At 55.0% G+C, this 18,704-nt stretch carries 18 protein-coding genes and 1 pseudogene; 5 read left to right on the top strand and 14 right to left on the bottom strand.

What is annotated here, in order from left to right; translation table 11 throughout:
- Window position 1: 1 nt before the first annotated feature.
- Both BN1969_RS15380 and BN1969_RS15385 read right to left on the bottom strand, forming a co-directional pair.
- Window positions 2-901, bottom strand: a complete 900-nt coding sequence (locus tag BN1969_RS15380; protein WP_050625088.1) for an ABC transporter permease — start codon at window positions 899-901, stop codon at window positions 2-4.
- An 80-nt stretch (window positions 902-981) separates the two neighbouring features.
- Window positions 982-2,034: an ABC transporter substrate-binding protein gene (locus tag BN1969_RS15385; protein ID WP_050625504.1), complete on the bottom strand. Its 1,053-nt coding sequence runs from the start codon at window positions 2,032-2,034 to the stop codon at window positions 982-984.
- A gap of 524 nt (window positions 2,035-2,558) precedes the next feature.
- On the opposite strand from BN1969_RS15385, the gene BN1969_RS17345 reads away from it, so the two are divergent.
- Window positions 2,559-3,038, top strand: coding sequence for a TspO/MBR family protein (locus tag BN1969_RS17345; protein WP_077138784.1), 480 nt, complete (start codon window positions 2,559-2,561; stop codon window positions 3,036-3,038).
- Here BN1969_RS17345 and BN1969_RS18705 read toward each other — a convergent pair.
- The 6 genes and pseudogenes from BN1969_RS18705 to BN1969_RS15415 all read right to left on the bottom strand — a co-directional run bounded on the left by BN1969_RS18705 (window position 3,025) and on the right by BN1969_RS15415 (window position 8,461).
- Window positions 3,025-3,300, bottom strand: coding sequence for a hypothetical protein (locus tag BN1969_RS18705; RefSeq protein ID WP_242850412.1), 276 nt, complete (start codon window positions 3,298-3,300; stop codon window positions 3,025-3,027). The genes BN1969_RS17345 and BN1969_RS18705 overlap by 14 nt on opposite strands.
- Before the next feature lie 87 nt (window positions 3,301-3,387).
- Window positions 3,388-3,857 (bottom strand): annotated as a pseudogene (locus BN1969_RS19125) (site-specific integrase); the annotation flags it as partial.
- Window positions 3,858-4,434: 577 nt separating this feature from the next.
- Entirely contained in the window at window positions 4,435-5,283 is an 849-nt protein-coding gene (locus tag BN1969_RS15400; RefSeq protein ID WP_050625089.1) for a DMT family transporter, read from the bottom strand.
- Window positions 5,284-5,344: 61 nt separating this feature from the next.
- Window positions 5,345-6,178 (bottom strand): carbon-nitrogen hydrolase family protein, encoded by an 834-nt coding sequence (locus BN1969_RS15405; protein ID WP_050625090.1) that lies wholly within the window; start codon window positions 6,176-6,178, stop codon window positions 5,345-5,347.
- A 30-nt stretch (window positions 6,179-6,208) separates the two neighbouring features.
- On the bottom strand, window positions 6,209-7,552 hold the full coding sequence (locus tag BN1969_RS15410; protein WP_050625091.1) for a sodium/glutamate symporter: 1,344 nt from the start codon (window positions 7,550-7,552) through the stop codon (window positions 6,209-6,211).
- 33 nt (window positions 7,553-7,585) lie between these two features.
- A complete protein-coding gene (locus BN1969_RS15415; RefSeq protein ID WP_050625092.1) occupies window positions 7,586-8,461 on the bottom strand; it encodes an isocitrate lyase/PEP mutase family protein in 876 nt (291 codons plus the stop codon).
- A gap of 251 nt (window positions 8,462-8,712) precedes the next feature.
- Here BN1969_RS15415 and BN1969_RS15420 point away from each other — a divergent pair, with 251 nt between their 5' ends.
- Window positions 8,713-9,639, top strand: coding sequence for a LysR family transcriptional regulator (locus tag BN1969_RS15420; protein WP_050625093.1), 927 nt, complete (start codon window positions 8,713-8,715; stop codon window positions 9,637-9,639).
- Window positions 9,640-9,997: 358 nt separating this feature from the next.
- Here BN1969_RS15420 and BN1969_RS18720 read toward each other — a convergent pair whose 3' ends face one another.
- The 6 genes from BN1969_RS18720 to BN1969_RS15440 form a co-directional block, all read right to left on the bottom strand.
- Window positions 9,998-10,441, bottom strand: a complete 444-nt coding sequence (locus tag BN1969_RS18720; protein ID WP_242850357.1) for a site-specific integrase — start codon at window positions 10,439-10,441, stop codon at window positions 9,998-10,000.
- Window positions 10,438-10,581 carry a hypothetical protein gene (locus BN1969_RS18725; protein WP_242850358.1) on the bottom strand — a complete coding sequence of 48 codons (144 nt, stop codon included), beginning with the start codon at window positions 10,579-10,581 and terminating at the stop codon, window positions 10,438-10,440. The genes BN1969_RS18720 and BN1969_RS18725 overlap by 4 nt, the downstream gene beginning before the upstream one ends.
- 60 nt (window positions 10,582-10,641) lie before the next feature.
- Window positions 10,642-10,920 (bottom strand): tyrosine-type recombinase/integrase, encoded by a 279-nt coding sequence (locus BN1969_RS18730; RefSeq protein WP_242850359.1) that lies wholly within the window; start codon window positions 10,918-10,920, stop codon window positions 10,642-10,644.
- Window positions 10,921-11,844: 924 nt separating this feature from the next.
- On the bottom strand, window positions 11,845-12,702 hold the full coding sequence (locus BN1969_RS15430) for a DUF6282 family protein (protein ID WP_242850360.1): 858 nt from the start codon (window positions 12,700-12,702) through the stop codon (window positions 11,845-11,847).
- A gap of 197 nt (window positions 12,703-12,899) precedes the next feature.
- Window positions 12,900-14,291 carry a sodium/glutamate symporter gene (locus tag BN1969_RS15435; RefSeq protein WP_050625095.1) on the bottom strand — a complete coding sequence of 464 codons (1,392 nt, stop codon included), beginning with the start codon at window positions 14,289-14,291 and terminating at the stop codon, window positions 12,900-12,902.
- Window positions 14,292-14,417: 126 nt separating this feature from the next.
- Window positions 14,418-15,383: an alpha/beta hydrolase gene (locus BN1969_RS15440; protein WP_050625096.1), complete on the bottom strand. Its 966-nt coding sequence runs from the start codon at window positions 15,381-15,383 to the stop codon at window positions 14,418-14,420.
- A gap of 406 nt (window positions 15,384-15,789) precedes the next feature.
- Here BN1969_RS15440 and BN1969_RS15445 point away from each other — a divergent pair, with 406 nt between their 5' ends.
- The 3 genes from BN1969_RS15445 to BN1969_RS15455 all read left to right on the top strand — a co-directional run bounded on the left by BN1969_RS15445 (window position 15,790) and on the right by BN1969_RS15455 (window position 18,641).
- Complete coding sequence (locus BN1969_RS15445) at window positions 15,790-16,656, top strand: MurR/RpiR family transcriptional regulator (protein ID WP_050625097.1); 867 nt, start codon at window positions 15,790-15,792, stop codon at window positions 16,654-16,656.
- Window positions 16,657-17,101: 445 nt separating this feature from the next.
- On the top strand, window positions 17,102-17,848 hold the full coding sequence (gene trhA, locus BN1969_RS15450; RefSeq protein ID WP_082203625.1) for a PAQR family membrane homeostasis protein TrhA: 747 nt from the start codon (window positions 17,102-17,104) through the stop codon (window positions 17,846-17,848).
- Window positions 17,849-17,987: 139 nt separating this feature from the next.
- Entirely contained in the window at window positions 17,988-18,641 is a 654-nt protein-coding gene (locus tag BN1969_RS15455) for a TetR/AcrR family transcriptional regulator (RefSeq protein WP_050625098.1), read from the top strand.
- Window positions 18,642-18,704 lie beyond the last annotated feature (63 nt).

Consider the following 18,704-nt stretch of genomic DNA (forward strand, 5'->3'; position numbering starts at 1 on the left):
CTCAGCGTCCCCCCTTTCTCATTTCCGCCTTCCGCTTCTGGAAGGCAGCCCACTGCTTGAGGGTGGGCGCCGCGATGGCCAGCGCCACCAGGATGGCGGTCAGCAGCTTCATAGCCTCGATGATCCTGGAGCTGAGGGCCGCCGCATAGATGATCCGGTAGAGGATGCTGCCCACAAAGACGGAAAGCGCCCCCCGCAGCATGGAGCCACGGCCCAGCACCGTCTCACCGATGATGAGGCAGGCCAGCCCGATGACCACCATTCCGGTGCCGATGTTTACGTTGGCGCTGCGCTGGGACTGGCCCACCAGAGCGCCGGAAAAGGCAGTGAGGGCGTTGGCGATGCACAGCCCCACGGTGATGGTGAAGTTTGGGTTGATGGAGGAGGCCCTGACCATGTCCCGATTGTCCCCCGTGGCTCGGATGGACAGGCCCAGCCGGGTCCCCAGGAAAGCCACCAGCAGCAGGGCCGCCCCCACCGTCAGCACCCCGCCCAGCAGGATCTCGCTCCAGGCTCCGCCGATACCGGTAGCCTGGAACATGCGGAAAATAGTGTCCTGGCGGAGCAGGCTGGCGGTGGAGGTCCACCCCATGGCCATCAGGTTGATGGTGTAGAGCCCCGTGTTGGTGATGATGCCCGCCAGGATGGAGGGCACCCCCATCTTGGTCTGGAGGAAAGCGGTCACAAAGCCTGCCGCCGCCCCGGCAGCCATGGCGGCAGGGACCGCCAAGACGGGGTGGCCTGCGATGCACACTGTCACCGACACGGCCGCCCCCAGGGTGAAAGCCCCATCGGTGGTGAGATCGGCAATGTCCAGGATGCGGTAGCTGAGGAACAGAGCCAGGGCCACCGGTGCGTACAACAGGCCCAGTTCCAGGGCTGTCTGGAGAATATAGAGCATAGCGGGTTCCGTCCTTTCAGGCCAAAGCCCCTCCGGCGTCCTGCCGGAGGGACTGGCGGTATTGTGCGGTCAGGGTGTGCTTAGTCCTCGGTGGTGGCCACTTCCACCACCTGGCCCATGTCGCTGAACATGGAGTAGTCCGCGCCCAGAGTCTGGGCGGTCTCGGTGTTGACGGTGATGATGCCGCCCTCCACCAGATAGTAGTCCTCCATGCCGTCCATGCCCTCCGACGCCACCTGATAGGCCAGGTCGGCGGTCTGAGTGCCCAGGTCGGTATAGTTCACGCCGCAGGTGGTGAAAGCGCCGTTGCGGACAAAGGAGTCAGCGCCTGTGTAGTGGGGGATGCCCGCCTCCGCCAGTTCGGGGGCAATGGCCAGCTCGGCCTCCATGATCTTGTTATCGGTGGGGGTGAAGACTGCGTCCACGCCGTCGGCAATCAGCGTCCCGGCCGCGGCGATGACCTCATCTACGCTGTTTGCGGTGTACTCTTTATAAGCGATGCCCTTGCCGTCCAGATACTCCTTCGCCTCTGCAATGGGCTTGGTGGAGTTGGGCTCAGACAGGGAGTAGAGCAGGCCCACAGTCTGCACCTCCGGGTCCTGGGCCAGCATCATGTCCAGGATGAACTGGGTGTTCAGGGCGTCACTCATACCGGTGACATAGTCCAGGTCCAGCAGATCGGCCTGCTCCGGGTCACTGACGGCGGCGTACACCACTGGGATGCCGGTGCCCTCGGCGGCCACGGTCATCAGCTGGGCGGCGGTGGTGGCCACCGGAATGATGACGTCCACACCATCGGCCACTACCTGGGCGCCGATCTGGTTCAGGATGGTCTCGTCCCCCTGGCCGCTGTACACCTGGCCGTAGTCGATGGTGATGCCCTGCTCGGCGGCGATCTCGTCCAGCCGGGCGGTGATGGCGTTGGCGATCTCATCCAGGGAGGCATGGTCCATCTGCTTCACTACCGCCACCTTGATGGCGGTGCCGCCGGTCTCGGAGCCGGAAACGGCCGGGGCAGGGGCGGCGCCGGAGGAGGCGGAGCTGCTGCCGCCGGAACAGGCGGCCAGGCCGGCCATCATGGTCAGGGACAGGGCGGCAGCGGTAAACTTCTTCATCATGTCATGCTTTTTCATCGTGTTTTCCTCCAAAAAACAAAATTTGTTCGGGTGGGCGATGGAGGGGCCGGTGCCGGCGGCCTTGACTTGGGAGCGCAGCCAATAAAAAAACAGCTCCTCATCCCACATGGGACAAGAGCTGCACTCCTGCGATACCACCCAAATTGACGTAAACGTCCGCTCGCTTCACGCGCCATCACGCGTGCCCGATGGATAACGGGTGGGTCCCCGTCGGCATCTACTGAGCCAAAGCCGTTCAAGCCGCCCTCGGAAGTCCATTCACACAGTTGCGCCCCGCCCTGATCCCACCACCCAGGACTCTCTGAAGGTTTGCCCACTGGCTACTCATCTTCCTCGCAGGTTTCTGCTGATTGATTTGTTGGGCTTATTATAGCCGCCCCTTTCCCACTTGTCAACCCCTTTTTTCTGGACCTCCGTTTTCCACAGGCTGGGAGCGGGCCGCCGGAGCCCTCCCTATCAGCCGCCCCGGTCCGAACACATAAAATTTCCGATTTCACATATGCTGTCCATGGGTGATGAAAATGAAGAAGCATCTATGGGGGACCTATGGGACTTGGGTCCTCTTCACCGAGGCGGTGGGCGGCCTGGCCGGCTGGCTGACCAGGGACGGTACACAGCTCTATTCCCAGGTCATTACCAAGCCTCCTCTTTCCCCGCCAAGCATCGTGTTTCCCATCGTATGGGTGATCCTGTTCGCCCTGATGGGCATTGGCGCGGCCCGGGTCTATCTGGCGCCCCCCTCCGGTCTCCGGTCCCGCAGCCTGCTGCTCTTCCTAGTCCAGCTCGCTTTCAACTTCTTTTGGAGCATCATTTTCTTTCAGTTCCAGAATTTCGGCTTTGCCCTTGTCTGGCTGGCAGTGCTTTGGGCCCTGATCCTGTGGATGCTACTGTCCTTCCTTCAGGTGGACTGCACCGCCGGGTGGCTGCAAGTCCCGTATCTCCTCTGGGTGACCTTTGCGGCCTATCTCAATTGGGGTGTTTGGCTGCTCAATCCACGTTGAAAAAGGCTCCGGGCTCATAACCCGGAGATCGCAGGTTCAAATCCTGCCCCCGCAACCACAAAACCGTCTGATTTCTTTTGAAGTCAGACGGTTTTCCCTGTTTATTGCTCAAAAAAGTCGAGACTGATTTTTGGACCTTTGGGGTTGACCCATATTCTGACCCATACGAGCCAAAAGCGAGGTCCGGGTGCGGCTCTGCCGCGCCCGGACCTCGCTTTGTTTTAGGATATTTCCAGAGGGCGTTCGCCAGCACCTTTCCCATGGCTCTCGCCGCCTCTTTCTGGGCCGCTGTGGTCACATGGGAGTAGGTGTCCAGGGTGAAGCCCGCCGAGTAGTGACCCAACATCCCGGACACCGTCTTGATGTCCACTCCGTTCTGCAGGGCCAGGGTGGCGAATGTATGCCGGAGATCATGGAACCTGACTTTGGGCAGTCCCGCCCGTTTCAGCACCCGGTGGAGCATGTGCAGGACGCTGTCCGGGAGATGGGGCCGCCGCTGGGTGACGGAAACACCCATGGGCTGCTACCCGCTTTTTTCTTCTGCTTCAACAGAACGCTTACCGCATCCTCTGCTAATGGAAGGGTGCGGTGGGCATTTTTCGTTTTCAGAGGTGCCTCTACCACCTCACCGTTTATGCAGGAGATCTGCCGCCGTACCCGGAGGTCACCTCGGTCCAAATCAAGGTCCTCCCACTTGAGGCCCAGCAGCTCTCCCCGCCGCAGGCCGGTGGCCAGCTCCACGTAGTAGAGCTCGAATACACCGCTCTCTTTCGCCTCCCGCAGGAAGGAGGCCAACTGCTCCACCGGCAGGGTTTTCATCTCTCTGTGCTCCACCTTAGGCAGAGCGCGGCCCTCCGCCGGGTTGGTGAGGATGATTCGCTGCTCCTGGGCCAGCTTTAGGGCTGAGGAAAGAATCTGGTGGATGTTCCGCACCGTCTTGGCACTAAGGCCCTTGGGCTGCCCTTTAGCCTCCAGCCGGTCTACCCAATCTTTTGTCAGCAGCTTCTTGTAGAGCTTCTGTAAGTCCAGAGATTGTGTCTCCTTAATGGCGGCGTTCAGCTTCTCCTTGGCCTCCTCCTAAGTTCTGCCCAGTACATTCTTGTAGATGGTCTTGCTCGTCTCCGGGTCATGTCCTGCCGTGTACCGTCTCTCCCATCGAAGAATCAGCTTGTACTGTTCTTTGACAAAACCTGTTTCTGCTCTTACCACAGCCCAGAACCATTTTTAAAGGGGCTTGATTAAACGGCTGGCCCCCCTCCGTCTTCAAGAAAGTATATCGCAGCTAATAAAAGCAAATAGTTTGGAATTCAAAAATCGGTGTTTCATCATGTTACAAGACAGTTATCTTTGTTTACCGGAGAGGGTTGCTTTTATGTAACCATGGACAGCACCGAAACTACCCTCTTGTCCGAGACGCTGAAGATGGGGTCAGTCCTGAAACCACTCGAATCGTAACCGACACAAGGATCACCGCTGCACCCACAATGGTCAATGCCCCCGGTCGCTCATCCAGGAACAGGAATACCCACACTGGGTTCATTACTGGATCAATAATTGGTATTAACACTGTTTCCAATGCGGACAAGCCAGTACTGGCCTTAGCATAGAGGGTATAGCTGACTGCAACCAACAGGCCGGCCAGCAGAAGGAACAGCAAACTAATCGTGTCCGGCATACCGGCGTTCCACATAATAGGCAGTCCTGCCACAGCGGAAATTACATTGCCCAGATACATGGATAGTGCGGGATTCCCGTCCTTCTGCAGCCGCAGAAAGATGGAAATACCAGCAAAGGTGATTCCGTTAAAGATGGAGACGATATTTCCCTTTAAACTCCCACCGCTGTTGCTGTCCAAGAAGAAAAAGATCATCCCTAAAAAGACAAACCCTACACTGATAATATCCGCCCATCCGACCCGTTCCCGCAGAAAGAGCCAGGACAGCAGGGCCACATAGATGGGTGCAGTATACTGCATCATAATAGCAATGGCGGAGGAAGTGAGAGTAGTGGAGGTAATAAAGCAGTAGTTGAAAGCGGCGTAACAGATTGCCCCACCGATGACATACCGGTCGATTTTTTGGAAGCCTTTCCGCAGAACCATGGGGGCCAGAAGGATAACAGCGACTAGGCTACGTCCCGCCGCAATGGCGTACGGGCTCCATTCAATCATTTTAATATTGAATCCTGCCAGACTCCACATCAGAGCAACAAAGCACGTGATGGCGATGGCTTTCTTATGGCTCATGGAATCCATTCCTCCCTCATAAATAGAAGAGCAGGACCGCTACCCTGCTCTTCCTTCTGAATCACTGTTTGGTACGCAACAGACTATAGACGTCAGGCCGACGATTTTCCAAGGTAAAGATCTGTCGGCGAACCTGCTGCAAATAATCCAGATCGATCTCCGCTGTAATCACCTGAGGGTGGTTGGACGCCCGTGCGATCACATTGCCCCAGGGGTCTACCACCAGAGAGTTGGCATAGGCCTGGAACTTGGGCTTCACGCCGTACTGCGCCGGAGCCACTACATAACAGCCGTTTTCAATGGCTCGGGTGCGCAGTATGGTCTCCCAATGGTCTTTGCCGGTGGGCATGGTAAAATCAGCAGGCATCAGAAGGATCTGCGCCCCTTCCAGGGCCATAATACGGTACATCTCTGCAAAGCGCATATCGTAGCAGATGGACAGACCCAAGTGGCCCACCTCTCCTGTGTCCACGGTGACGATCTCATCGCCCGGGCAAATCCGCTCTGACTCCCGATTCACCGGACCGTTGGGGATGACCACATCAAAAGGGTGGATCTTGTGGTACTTGGCTGCCAGATTACCCCGGGGATCGATGACCATGGTGGAGTTAAAAGGCCGGGGATCATTGGGGTTTTTCTCATAGATACTTCCGCAGTGGAGCCAGACTCCATATTTTTTTGCCTGCTCCGACATGAGCTGGAACGTAGGACCTCCGGGAATTTCCTCCGCATGCCCCGCATTATCCAAACCCACATAGTTCATGCTCTCCGGCATGGTGATCAGCTTGGCGCCACGAGCCGCAGCCTCTTCAATAAAGGAGACTACGGTATCTAAATTCTTCTGTACATCATCTTGGGAATCAAGCTGCAAAACAGCTACGGTAAATTTATTCAAAGGAATACTCCTTTCTTAATTATAATGCAATCAGACAGATGCTTTTTTCCGGTTGCGTCCAAACAAAATCTCGCCGCCAATCAGGAAAAACAGCAGCAGCGCAACAGAAATCACGGTGGTGATCGTAGGCATAGTAAAAATCATTAGAGAACCCACTACCATGTAGGGGATCTGCCAGGCATAACCCAAGGTACTGGAGGTGGAAATGCAGGTGGAAGCAGTCGTCTCGTTGTCAGGATCCACCACCTTGACGAGCATCAAGCCGGTAGCCAGTACGCCGCAGGCCATGCCAAACAGGCCTACGCCAGTCTCAAAGGGGTTATCCTGGAGCCAACGCTTGCCCAGCACGAAGCAGACAAACAGGTTGACCAGCACCATGCAGATGGAGATGAGCACCAGCGGCAGCGCGTAGGAGACAAACACCTGCCGGGAAGTAGTGGCAATCGCAGCGGTGATCATATACTCCAGTGCAGTTCCGGTGATGCGGTTCATCAGCTTGCGGTCGATGCGCTCTCTCAGCGTTGTTTTGTTGATCACAAAACCTATGATCATACTGGATACCAGCACGGCGCCTACCAGAGGAAAGTTGGACATGATGGGATGAATCTTCATCAGCAGTGTCCGGACCACAATGCCGATCACGACTACAACGCCAACGATAGCCAGCTGAAAGGCCAACGGATCCAGGGAGGACACATTGGTCACACCATTGCCAACAGACACCCGGTTTTCCGGACGGATGTAGCCGGTACGCTCTCCCTCATCCATGTCCGCAAAGGACATCTTTACATGGGTCAGGCCCCTCTTGGCTCCCATATTGATAATTACCATACCCAGGATCACGCCGCACAGAATACCGATCGTAGCGAAGGTCACGCCCACGCCCACTGCATCGTTCCACAAGCCGGCATCCTGGATGATGTTACCCACGGTGGTGGCATTGCCGTGGCCCGCATAGAAACCCCAAACGCCCATGTAACCGAACTGATAAGGAAGCGTGCTGCCCAGCACCCCGAACAGCGCCGCGATGCCAAGACCAACTACCATCTGCCCCTGGTGGGCCGCACCGGCCAAAAAGGTGGTGGCCATACCGTCACGGCCCACTTGATTGAGCTCCAGGCTCAAGAACATCGTGGCGCACACAACAATAACCAGTACTCCCGACCACTGCCCAATGCCACTGGAAAACGGAATGTAAGCAGGAGACACTTCGCCCAGCCAGCTGGGGCTGAAAAACATACCGATGGTTCCTGCAATCAAAGAGGTGGGGATAAAGTAACGTTGGAAAAGGGTAATCCGCTTACGAAGTTCAAAGCCGATGAGAAGCAAAACGCTGAGGTATGCAAAATCTTTCAATACATCCGTCAATGTCATGCAGGTTCACACCTTTCTCTTTGAGTAAGATTTTCAGGGCACCGAATAGTAGGGGGTATATTTCTCTACCAGGGAAACCTGTCCCATCATGCGGTGGATGCGGGTGGGGGGATCTGTCATCTTGTCCCGTACCGAAAGCGTAGAACCCTGGTCGGCCAGTGCACCCAGAACTTCGATCATGCCCTGAGATGCAGCCAGCATGGAAGAGATAGGGAACAGTCCAATGGAGAAATTCAGCTCCTTCACCTGCTCAATGGGTACATTGCCGCCCACAAAGCCTTTCTCATTGAGATTAACCATGAGGGGAATCGCAGCCTGCTGAGAGACCTTTTCCAGCTCCTCCATAGACTTGATCCCATCCACATAGGCGTAATCTGCACCGCACTCCTTGGAGAGATTGATGCGGCGGATGGCTTCATCAATACCATAGCCGTACAAATTTGCACAGGTGCGGAATACAATCACAAAGTCAGGCGAAACATTGTCCCGGACCGCTTGGATCTTGGGACTCATCAAATCCCAATTGATGATTTCGTCTCGGGCGGGGTGGCTGGCGGGGAGAACCTTGTCATCAATCTGCAAGCCAGCTGCTCCCAGCTGCTCATACATGGCACCGGTGTTGGCTGCCTGAATGGCATTGCCAAATCCGTTGTCCGCGTCCGCCAGCAGAGGCGCAGAACAGGTAGAAACGATGTGCTGAATGGCAGTACCAAACTCCGCCAAGCTCAAAAAGCCAAAATCGGGACGGCCCAGCACACTGTAGGCCAGTGCTCCGCCGGACAGAAACAGGGCAGGGAATCCCGCCTCCTCTGCGATCTTGCCCGACAAGCAGTCATATACACCCGGCAGGGTTAAAAATTTGTTCTCCGCCAAAATACGGCGCAGGTCCTGGGCATGATTTTTGCTCATAACAGATTCCTCCTTATTTTCTGTTCTGCACCTTGCATTCTTTCCCGCAATGTGGTCTATCCTTGTTAAGAATTGTACAACATAGCCACTTACAATGTCGAATACCCATTTTGACATGACGATATGATAAAAAGCGCATAGGACAGTGGAAGAAATCTTTTGCGCGATATACAATAGTCTGATATCATTAGATAAAACAATTTCACGATCAAACAGATCTCCGCCCACTCATGTCCGGAAAGGAGCTTACTATGATTGACCAGCGTTTTTGCAAATATATTAAAACCATTGCTCAATATCATAGTTTTTCCAAAGCGGCTCAAGTTCTTTATGTCTCTCAGCCCGCCCTGAGCCGGTTCGTAAAGAAAGTGGAAGATGAGCTTGGGGTAACATTGTTTGACCGGGATACCATTCCCTTGCGCCTTACGTTAGCCGGTCAGCGATATCTGGAATATGTGGAACAGTTTCAGGGTCTGGAGCGGAATATGCGGCAGGAATTTTCCGCCATGGGCAAGCAGTCCTTCAACCGTCTGACCATCGCTACCCTCCCTCTCCTGGGCATCTATGTTCTGCCACGCATCGTACCGGATTTTGCGGAGCAATTTCCTTCTGTGGATCAGAAAATCGTAGAATGCTCCAGTGCTGAAATCTTAAAACAGCTAGACCATGACGATGTAGATTTGGTGCTGACCAATCTTAGGCCGGACAATCCTCATCTGCGCTACGAACGCCTCATGGGCGATCCTGTGGTGCTGGCTACACAGTATGATGAACAAATGCAGCAGTACTATCCTGACTGCGGCAACAATTTGGAACACCCACTCCAGGTAGACCTGTCCCAATTTGAGCAGCAAACCCTGATTGTTCTTCGTGCCTGGCAGAACATGCGCATCGTTGCTGAGACGATCTGTCGGCATTACTCTTTTGCCCCTCAGCGGGTGGTGGAGGTACCAAGTCTGTCCTCGGCGCTCAGTTTGGTAGGCTGTGGACGGGGAATGACCTTCATCTGCCCCTCCTATGTTCACTGTATCCAGCCCCAAACTCCCTTGATCTACTTCTCCCTTCCGGAAGTCGCTACCCTTACGGATATAGTGGCAGTATCCCACCGAGACAACCAAAACCCTCTCGTAGATGCGTTTTGTCAATGTGCAATGCGTAAGCTGCACAGCTGCAAATAAAGGTCATGCAGAACTTCTGGGCTACATCTGTTTCCGCTGGCCCAAACCGTGACCCATACAGGGTTCAGGCTGGATGGAACCAATGGAGCCAAACCCACATCCAGACCGCAGCATATCCCAGAGATCGGAGGTTCAAGTCCTCCTCCCACAACCAAAAATCCGCTGAAATCGTATGATTTCAGCGGATTTCTTTATTACTTTTCTGCCCGGTTTATTTTTGTGTCTGCTGTTTGACCTATACTTTGATCCACGTCGGCACAAGCTCCGGATCTCTCCCCTCGCCGTCCGCGGCAGGGTCCGCTCCCTCCGTTGCGCCTCCCTTCCAAATGTGCCTCGCTGCTCTGGACTCACATTTGGGTTACTTCCCCTCCAGCACTCCCGCCATAGTTTGTGCCGCCTGACACTGGGCAGCCCCCGTCACATAGGTGTAGATGTCTAGGGTGAACCCGGCAGAGAAGCGACCCAGCATCCCGGACCTCGTCTTGATGTCCACTCCGTTTTGCAGGGCCAGGGTGGCGAAGGTGTGCTGGAGGTCATGGAACCTGACTTTAGGCAGTCCCGCCCGCTTTAGCACCCGATGGAGCATATGCAGGACACTGTCCGGGAAGATGGGTCCACCGTTGGGCGACGGGAACACCCACAGGTAGCTGCCCGCTTTTTTCTTCTGCCCTAACAGTACGCTTACCGTATCCTCCGCCAACGGCAGGGTGCGGTAGGCGTTTTTTGTTTTCAGCGGTGCCTCCACTACCTCTCCGTTGATCCGGGATATCTGCCGTAGAGCCCGGAGGTCACCCCGTTTCAAATCAATGTCCCCCACTTCAGGCCCAGAAGTTCTCCCCTTCTCAGCCCGGTGGCCAGTTCCAGATAGTAGAGCTCAAATACGCCGCTCTCCCTGGTTTCCCGCAGGAAGGACCGGGGTTGCTCCACCGGAAGGGTCTTCATCTCCCGCTGTTCTACTTTAGGCAGGGCACAAACCTCCGCCGGGTTGGTGAGTATGATCCGCTACTCCTGAGCCAGCTTTAAGGCAGAGGAAAGAATCTGGAGAATGTTCCGCACCGTCTTGGCGCTGAGGCCTTTTAGCTGTCCCTTGGCCTCCAGACTGTCTATCCGGCCTTTGGTCAGCAGCTTCTTGTAGAGCTTCTGCAAGTCTAGAGAGGTGAGCTTTTCCAGCGGAATGGCTCCGATGTTGGGAACTATGTAGTTGTCGATGCACCCCCGGTAGGTCTGGTGAGAGGACGGGCGCACTCTTTTGCATAGTTCTCGAACCACTCGTTCATCCATTCCCCCACTGCGTACTTCTTCGATTTCACCGTGTTAATATCCCTTTCCATTTCTATGGCTTCTTTCAGCTTTGCCTTGGCCTTCGCCTGGGTCCGGCCCAGAACATTTTTGTAAATTGTCTTTTCTGTCTCTGGGGCACGGCCCTCTGTGTACTGTTCCTCCACCAGCCGTCCTTTCGTTTTCGGAGGTTTCCCTCCCCGTTGGCTCTGCGTTTTTCCATGATGCACTACCTCCTTTGCAGCAACACAACATACTGCAGAAAGAGAAAAATATCCAGGGCCATGGCGCAGAGTTATCAAAACATTCATATTTGCCGGTTATCCGGCAAATCGGGCCTAGGTCTATATCCTTGTTTAAGGGGCGCAATTTTTGAGCCTTGAACACTACTTGAAATCGGGTAGATATCACATGTGATACCAGAAGAACCCTTGTGGGCATGGCAGTTTACAGCTTTGTGATATCACATCTGATGCCCGCGTGAAAAATGTGATATCACGTAATTTTCTCAAATAGTTTCACATTTTTCCAATTCGTGTCGTTTTCCCGTCCTCGGCCCGCACTGTGGAAAGATGGGCAAAGCGGTGATGTCACCGCTTTATCCTGTACTTTTTTCGGCCACCCGGTCCCCCCTAGTTTCGGGGAAAACTGTTTTTCAGAGCAGCATCCAGTTTTCGACACACGGCCCCGAAACAGGCGTGGATGGTTCCGAAGGGGCATGGATACCCCTCACTCCTTTTCGGGGCACACAGCGGCCTGCACGGTTAAACAGGGTGGCGAACGACCGTCGTTTCAGTACCAGAATCAAAAATTATCCAAAAATATTCAGTCAGCGGATGTGTCAAGGACAACATAACAATGTTTATCCATCTGATAAGTATACATAAATTCAAAACTAATGCCACTATACAAAAAGTGAACACCGACTTATCTGTTAAGCATATCTTCAGGGGTAATTCGAAGCATTTGTGTCACATTTTCAGCAGATATTCCATGCTTTATCAGGACTTGCACAAAACGGGCCATCCCCTCTGCTGGCGTCTCCCTTCCGCTTTGCCCCCGGTCCGTGGACAGAAAGCAGTGCTCCGGTCCCACCGTGCGGATATGGCTGGCCATGCTCTCGGCTGTGCAGTTGCCCTCTGCGATGTTGTACCAGCACTTCTCTACGTACACCCCCAGCTGGGCCAGCTCAGCCTGGGTGTCTGCGTCCATGGTGGTACGGTCCCACTCCGGGTGAGTCAAAACCATCCTTACCCCCATCCGGCGGCCCTCCCGGCAGAGCAGGACGGATTCCAGGGGGCTGATATGGCCGGTAGCCAACAGGGCCCGATAACTCCGGACCACTTCGAATATCTCGTAGATTTCCCGGCGCAGATTCCCCTGCTTATCCAGTAGGCTGATGCCCTCCCGCTGGAAAAAGTCTCCCGGCATATCCCCGTGGAACAGGCAGTTGGCCGCGTCTCGGGTTGGCATAAAGATCACGTGGGCCCCCATTTTCAAGGCGCTGTGGACTGCGTAGGGATTCAGGCCGCCCAAGGGCCAGTTGAGAACGGCCGCACCGTAGGCTTTAGCCCGGAAGCCCTCTCCCCGTCGGTTGGCCAGAATGGCCCGGGCCCCGGTGGGCTCGTAGTGGTTTTTCAGCAACACACCAGCCATCCCCGCCTCTTCTGCCTGGGCGAGCACCTCAAAGTCGTCCAGTAGACGCGGGACATGGGAGGGAATTGGGTGTATATGCAGGTCATAGCTGCCCTGAAGCAGGGCGCGAGCCTGATCTAAACTGGACATCATAAGCTCCTTTCTATAAGGACGGGGCGGCTGAGAGTTCAGCCGCCCCGCCTGTGAACAGTATTATTTTGTGGGGGCAGTCTCTTGGCTTCTCTCTAGTGTCTTATGATATTTGTTTTGTTTTTTATCAAAATTGCGGAACAGGCTGTAGTCAATGCCCTGTGCAACCCAGAAATACTCCTTATTTGTGGGGATCTTTATTCGTGAAGAGTGCTGATGATCTCCGCCTCTCCCTGGCGCAGCTCGTTCATCTTCTCTTTGTGTACACCGAATATCTTGGCTCCAATGAGGAACAGCACTAGAGCAATGCCTGTCTCAATGGCGCCTACCGCGAGGCAGCCCATGGAGACTGCCAGGATCGGCGTCAGTGCGATGATAAACACCTCGATCACCGACTGGAGGGTATAGGAGTAACCATAGTCGTTCAAAGTGCCGCTCTTGGCCTCCGGGTCTACGATGCGCAACAGAGTGACACCGATGGCCACCACGCCGGTGGTCCAGCCGAACACGAAAATAGAGCGCTCAAACCAGAAGTTATGGAACAGCTTCCGGCCCACAAAGAACACCAGGGTCAGGGAGGTAAGGGTACCCAGCACGCACAGCAGGAGGATGGGGCCCACGAACTCCATGACCACAGTGATGGAGATGGAGGCCACGCCGAATCCCACCAGATAGTCGGTCACCATGCTGCCGATGCGGCCTTCTACATGTTCATCCACGCTATCCTTAAAGGGGGTGTGGTTCAGGAGGGTCTGGAGGAGCACGCCGGCAATCATGGTCAAACACATGACTGGCAGCTCAATATCAGGAAGATACTGCTTATACCAGTCATAGAAGGTATAGCCGGCCAGGGTGGCGATCAAGGTCAGGGCCAGATGCCAGGCCAGGGGGTCCATGGACATGGGGTTGATGGTCTCCTCGCCCATGGAGATGCGCTTCTCCGCAGGAACAATGCCGGTGCGGCAGTCCTCAGGCAGGGCCTTGGCGCTTTTGACCAGCCGGGTGGCCCCTTTCCGGGTGGCGTAGTTGATGCAGATAATACCCACAAACAGGCCGGTGAGCAGGCCCATGGTGGCAAAGGTCTGGCCGATGACCACGCCGTCCGTGCGGCCCAGGAGGTTATTCAGGGCAGTACCAATGGTGGAGGCGTAGCCGTGCCCGCCGCAGTAGCCGGAGGGCATCAGCAGGGCGATTTCTGTAAAGACGTCCGGGAACAGGAACGTGACCAGCGCGCCGCCCACCAGCAAAGCAATGCCGAAGCAGAAGAACTCCGCACCCATATTGACGCAGAAGGAATCACCCACCTGGGTGAAAATCTTTTTCACGCTGGTCTTTTCCTTCTTTCCCAGGAACAGACCGCCGAACAGCACGCACACCAGCATATAGGCGTAGGAGCCGATCTGACCGCTCCAGGGGATCAGATCCAAGAACTGAGGCCCAAGCAGCAGTCCCAGTATCCCGGCCACGAGGGAGGCGGGGATGTAGAACATCTGCAGGAACTTGATCTTGGCCCGCATAAATTGAGCGATCACCAGCAGCAGGGACATAAAACAGAAATCCGTCAAAAACGACATATAATTGTATTCCATGGCCGAGATTCTCCTTTGTTAGTCTCCCTCGCATCAAGAGGGTAAGCCGGATAAAAGGGGCGCTCCCGTCTCAGTATATAAACATGCGGCGGGAGCGCCCTAAACCCCATTTGGACTTGTGTAAAATTATTTCTGCAGACCAAACTCCATGGGTTTCAGATGCTCCTTATAGAAGTCAGCCAGAGCGGCGGCCAAAGCTTGGAACTTGGGATCCTCGTCGAACATCCACTCGTTGTGCTTGCCATCCACATAGTAGAGTTGCTTGGGCTCATTAGCCAGGCGGTAGGCTTCCTCGGCCTCTACCCGCTGGTGGAGCTCATTGTAGTAGCCGTGGCCCACAAAGACGGCCCGGGGCGCGATCTTGGGCAGAAGGTCCTCCACATTGAAGCGGATGAAGCTCTCGCCGATGGCGGTGGACATGGGGGTGGGGAACTCCTCACCGCTGTCCGCATCTACGGAGCTCTGGATGCCGCCATTGATCTCCTTAAGTACGTGGTCGGTGTAGAAGTCGCCGCTCTCGGTGATGTTGGGGTAGTCAGTGTAGGGGTGCATCAGCACAGGGTCGTTGGTGGTGATCCGCTTGATGCGGTCCTGACGCAGGCGGGCCACAGACTTACCGAAGGCGTCGTTTCCCATGCCGTCTCGCATCCAGCGCTCGCCGTTGATGAAGGAGTTCAGAGTCGCAACCGCCTTGACCTCCTTGTCCCGGGCCGCCACGGTGATGCACACGGCTCCGCCCACGCCCCATCCCAGCAGGCCGCAGCGCTCGGGGTCGACCTCCGGCTGGACCTGCATGAAGGTGAAGGCGTTGGCGATGTCCTCCACCTCGGTCTCCAGGGTGGTATACTTGGGCAGGCAGGGATGGACATCCTCGCTGGGCTTGAAACCGCGGTAGTCAAATCCCATGCACACAAAGCCGTAGGCGGTCAGAGCACGGGCGTACAGGGCAGGATAGCACTTGTTCACGCCGGTCCAGCCGGAATTGCACAGCACGGCAGCCCGTTTTTCTCCCTCCTTGTAATCGTCGGGCAGATAGATGGTACCGGCCATCTTGGCACCTTCGCTGTAGAATACGACGTCTCTGGTTTTCATTTCAAATTACCTCCTAAAAAATAATTGTGGTTTTATCAGTCCAAATGTCATTTAAATTGTTTTTTGCTTTTGTGATGCTAATTATATTCCGTTAAAAAGAATATTTCAACCATTTATTTTGCAAAATAGAATTTTTGTTCCCTTTATAGAAAATATATGTTTCATTTTGTTCTTTTTAACGAAATATTTGGCATATATATTCTATATTATGATTGATACTATATTTTTTAGAGAAAATAGTAAAGTAGTTCCGTAGTTTGCCACATAAAATTCTCCATCTCTTCTTTTAGACGCCTTCCCCCGCATTCTGCGCCAGAGCCATGCCATAGTTGACCATGCCGCAAAAAAAGGTTATGATAAGAATGGAAAACCACCGATTTCAAGGGAAGAACTGCAGGTGCTTGTAATGGAAAAAACACTTCTTGATGAGATAATGACATTAAAAGATGTGCTGCCCAAGAAACAGCGCATCCTGTGTCAATACTTAGCTTTGAACTACGAGCGGGTAGGAGTCATGACAGTGGCTGAGTTGGCCCGCGCCGCCGGCGTCGGTACCACCACTGTCATGCGGCTGGTACAAACGCTTGGATATGACAGCTTCAGCGCTTTCAAGCGCACCCTGGCAGATGTGGTTCTGTTGAAGAACACCTCCTCCTACCGGGGGCAGAAACAGAGCTTTGTCAGCACCAAGGAGACAGAGAGCAGCGATACCTTCCGCTCGGTGGCTGCCGACAGCCTGCGCATCGTGGAAAACCTCTGTACTCCCTCAAATATTGAGGAATTTGAGCGTGCCATCCAGCTGATGCTCAAGTCGGACACGATCTATACCATTGGCTTGCGCTCCAGCAAGGCACTGGCCCTCTATTTTGAGTATGCCCTCTCTTGCTTCTACCCTCATGTGCGCCAGCTGAGCCTGGAGGGAGAATTTGTATTTGACAAGGTTTCCGTCCACATGAAACCCACAGATGTGCTTCTGGTCTTCTCAGTATGGCCCTGCACCAAACGGACCATCCAGGTAGGCAAGCTCTGTCATCAGCTGGGTATTCCCATCATTCTGGTCACAAATACCAGCCTTAACCCCCTGGCGAAGGCAGCCGATGTGATGATTGATGCCAATTCAGTCAATCACCCCTGTGGGGACGCTCCCCTGATGGTAGTGATCGAGGCTCTGGTAGCTGAGCTGGGACGCCGCACCGCCCCCCAGTCCACGCTGAATCTGGAACGCATCGAACAAGTCCTGAGCGAGAATAATTTGGTGATTTGGGAAGATTGATTGGGCATTGCTATAGGTGTAAACTTAGGCATTGGATTTGGTGTTGGAACTATTTCTCCTGATCCAAGCCGTGACCCATACGAGGTTTGGACGTTTAAGAGACAACAGAACAAATGATCTCAAGCTGTAAAGCTGTTTCGACAGAAAAGGCACAGAAATTCTCAACAGATTGGGCATCACATCGGAATCGCAGCTCATAACCCGGAGCTCTCAGATTCTTGAAAAGACCCAAGTTTTTTTCTTCCACTCCTTCTCATAGTTTCGCCCTTTCCGCATATCCTGACCTTGTCCAGCGATTCGGCGCCGGCGGGCTCCTGTAACTTTCCGCATTTCAGATATAATTTTTAATACTATATTTAGTAATTTTTATATTGATATTTTGCCCGTTTGGTGTTATACTAATGATACGCAAGAACAGATGTGCCTTCCTGGAAAGGAGCTCTCTATGCACGAACCTGCTTATAATCCCTCTGTGGTACCGGATATCACCCGCTCCGCCCCGCTCACCGCCCGCCATCAGCAGGCTCCCAGACCCCGCCGGGACCCCTATGACGGCCTGCGGCCTTGGTCCGCTATCACCCACGGGGCAGGTGCGGTGCTGGCCCTGGTGGGCACGGCATTTCTTCTGGTCCGGGCCGCCGGGCTGGAGGACTGGATCAAATTTTCCGCCTTCCTGGTCTATGGGCTGTCCATGATCGGCCTCTACACCGCCTCTACTCTGTACCACTGCGTCAACACCACAGTCCGGGGCCGGCTGGCCCTGCGGAAATATGACCACTGCTCCATCTACCTGCTGATCGCCGGCAGCTACACCCCTATCTGCATGACCGTCCTCTGGGGCGGCGTGGGCGCCCCCCTGCTGCTGGCCATCTGGCTGTGTGCGGCGGCGGGGATCATCCTCACCATCGCCAAGCTGGACATCCCCCGCTGGCTCACCAGCGTCATTTACCTGGCCATGGGCTGGATGGCTCTGTTCGCCATCGCCCCTCTCTCCCGCGTCCTGCCCGCCGCGGGCATGTTCTGGCTGATCGCCGGCGGAGTGCTCTACACCGTGGGCGGGGTGCTCTACGCGGTCAAGTGGCCCGGCCGGAACAACCCCCGCTTTGGCTGCCACGAGATCTTCCACGTCTTTATCGTCCTGGGCAGCGTGTCTCACTTTATCCTGATGTATTCCGTGGTCGCTCCCCTGTGACCCTCCCTGAAACACCGGATCCTCCCGGCCATGGAATGGCCGGGAGTTTTTTCAGCTTCGCGCCAGGGGGTTGACAGCAGGATCGTTCTGTGCTATTCTACAGATACATACATTATGTATCTATTGGGAGGCACAAACCATGCCGCGGAATAAGTACCCGGAAGTGACGGAAAAGGCCATTTTGGACACCGCTAAGCGGCTGTTTCTGGAGCACGGCTATGAGCATGTCACCTTGCAGGACATCGCAGAAGCCTGCGGCCTGACCAGGGGAGCCATCTACCACCACTTCCACGGTAAGGAGGAGATGCTGGACGCCGTCACCACCTATATGTTCCACGAGACGGTCCCCTGCCGTGAGATCCAGGAGGACACCTCCCGGAACGGGTTGGAGAAATTACAGCGGCTCATCATTGCCTCCGTCTCCAACCGGGAGCAGCTCCAGATGTACCGCATGCTCTCCCGGACCTTTTACCAAAGCCCCAAGCTGGTCTGTGCCTACCTGCTCAGCTGCCGAACCTCCGTCGTCCCTATGACCCGCACCTTTCTGGAGGAAGGGGTGTCGGACGGCTCCATCACTGTGGACTCGCCTCAAATCGCGGCAGAGGTTGTGGCCGTCTTTACCAACCTCCTGCTCAGCCCTCTGGTCTTTTCGTCCACGGGCCCCGATTTTCAGCGCAAGGTTGCCTGTGTGAGCACCATGCTGGAGAGCATCGGCCTCCCCCTGATCAACGACCAGGTCTCCGCTGCTTTCTCCGCCATGGGCGCTGTGCTGTACGGGGAGGAACGGACCTAGCTTCCATCAGATGCCCCCTGGGGCATTTGATTTTGCAAATATACATACAATCAGAACGAATGT

The sequence above is a fragment of the Clostridium phoceensis genome (assembly GCF_001244495.1).
Taxonomy (GTDB): domain Bacteria; phylum Bacillota; class Clostridia; order Oscillospirales; family Oscillospiraceae; genus Lawsonibacter; species Lawsonibacter asaccharolyticus.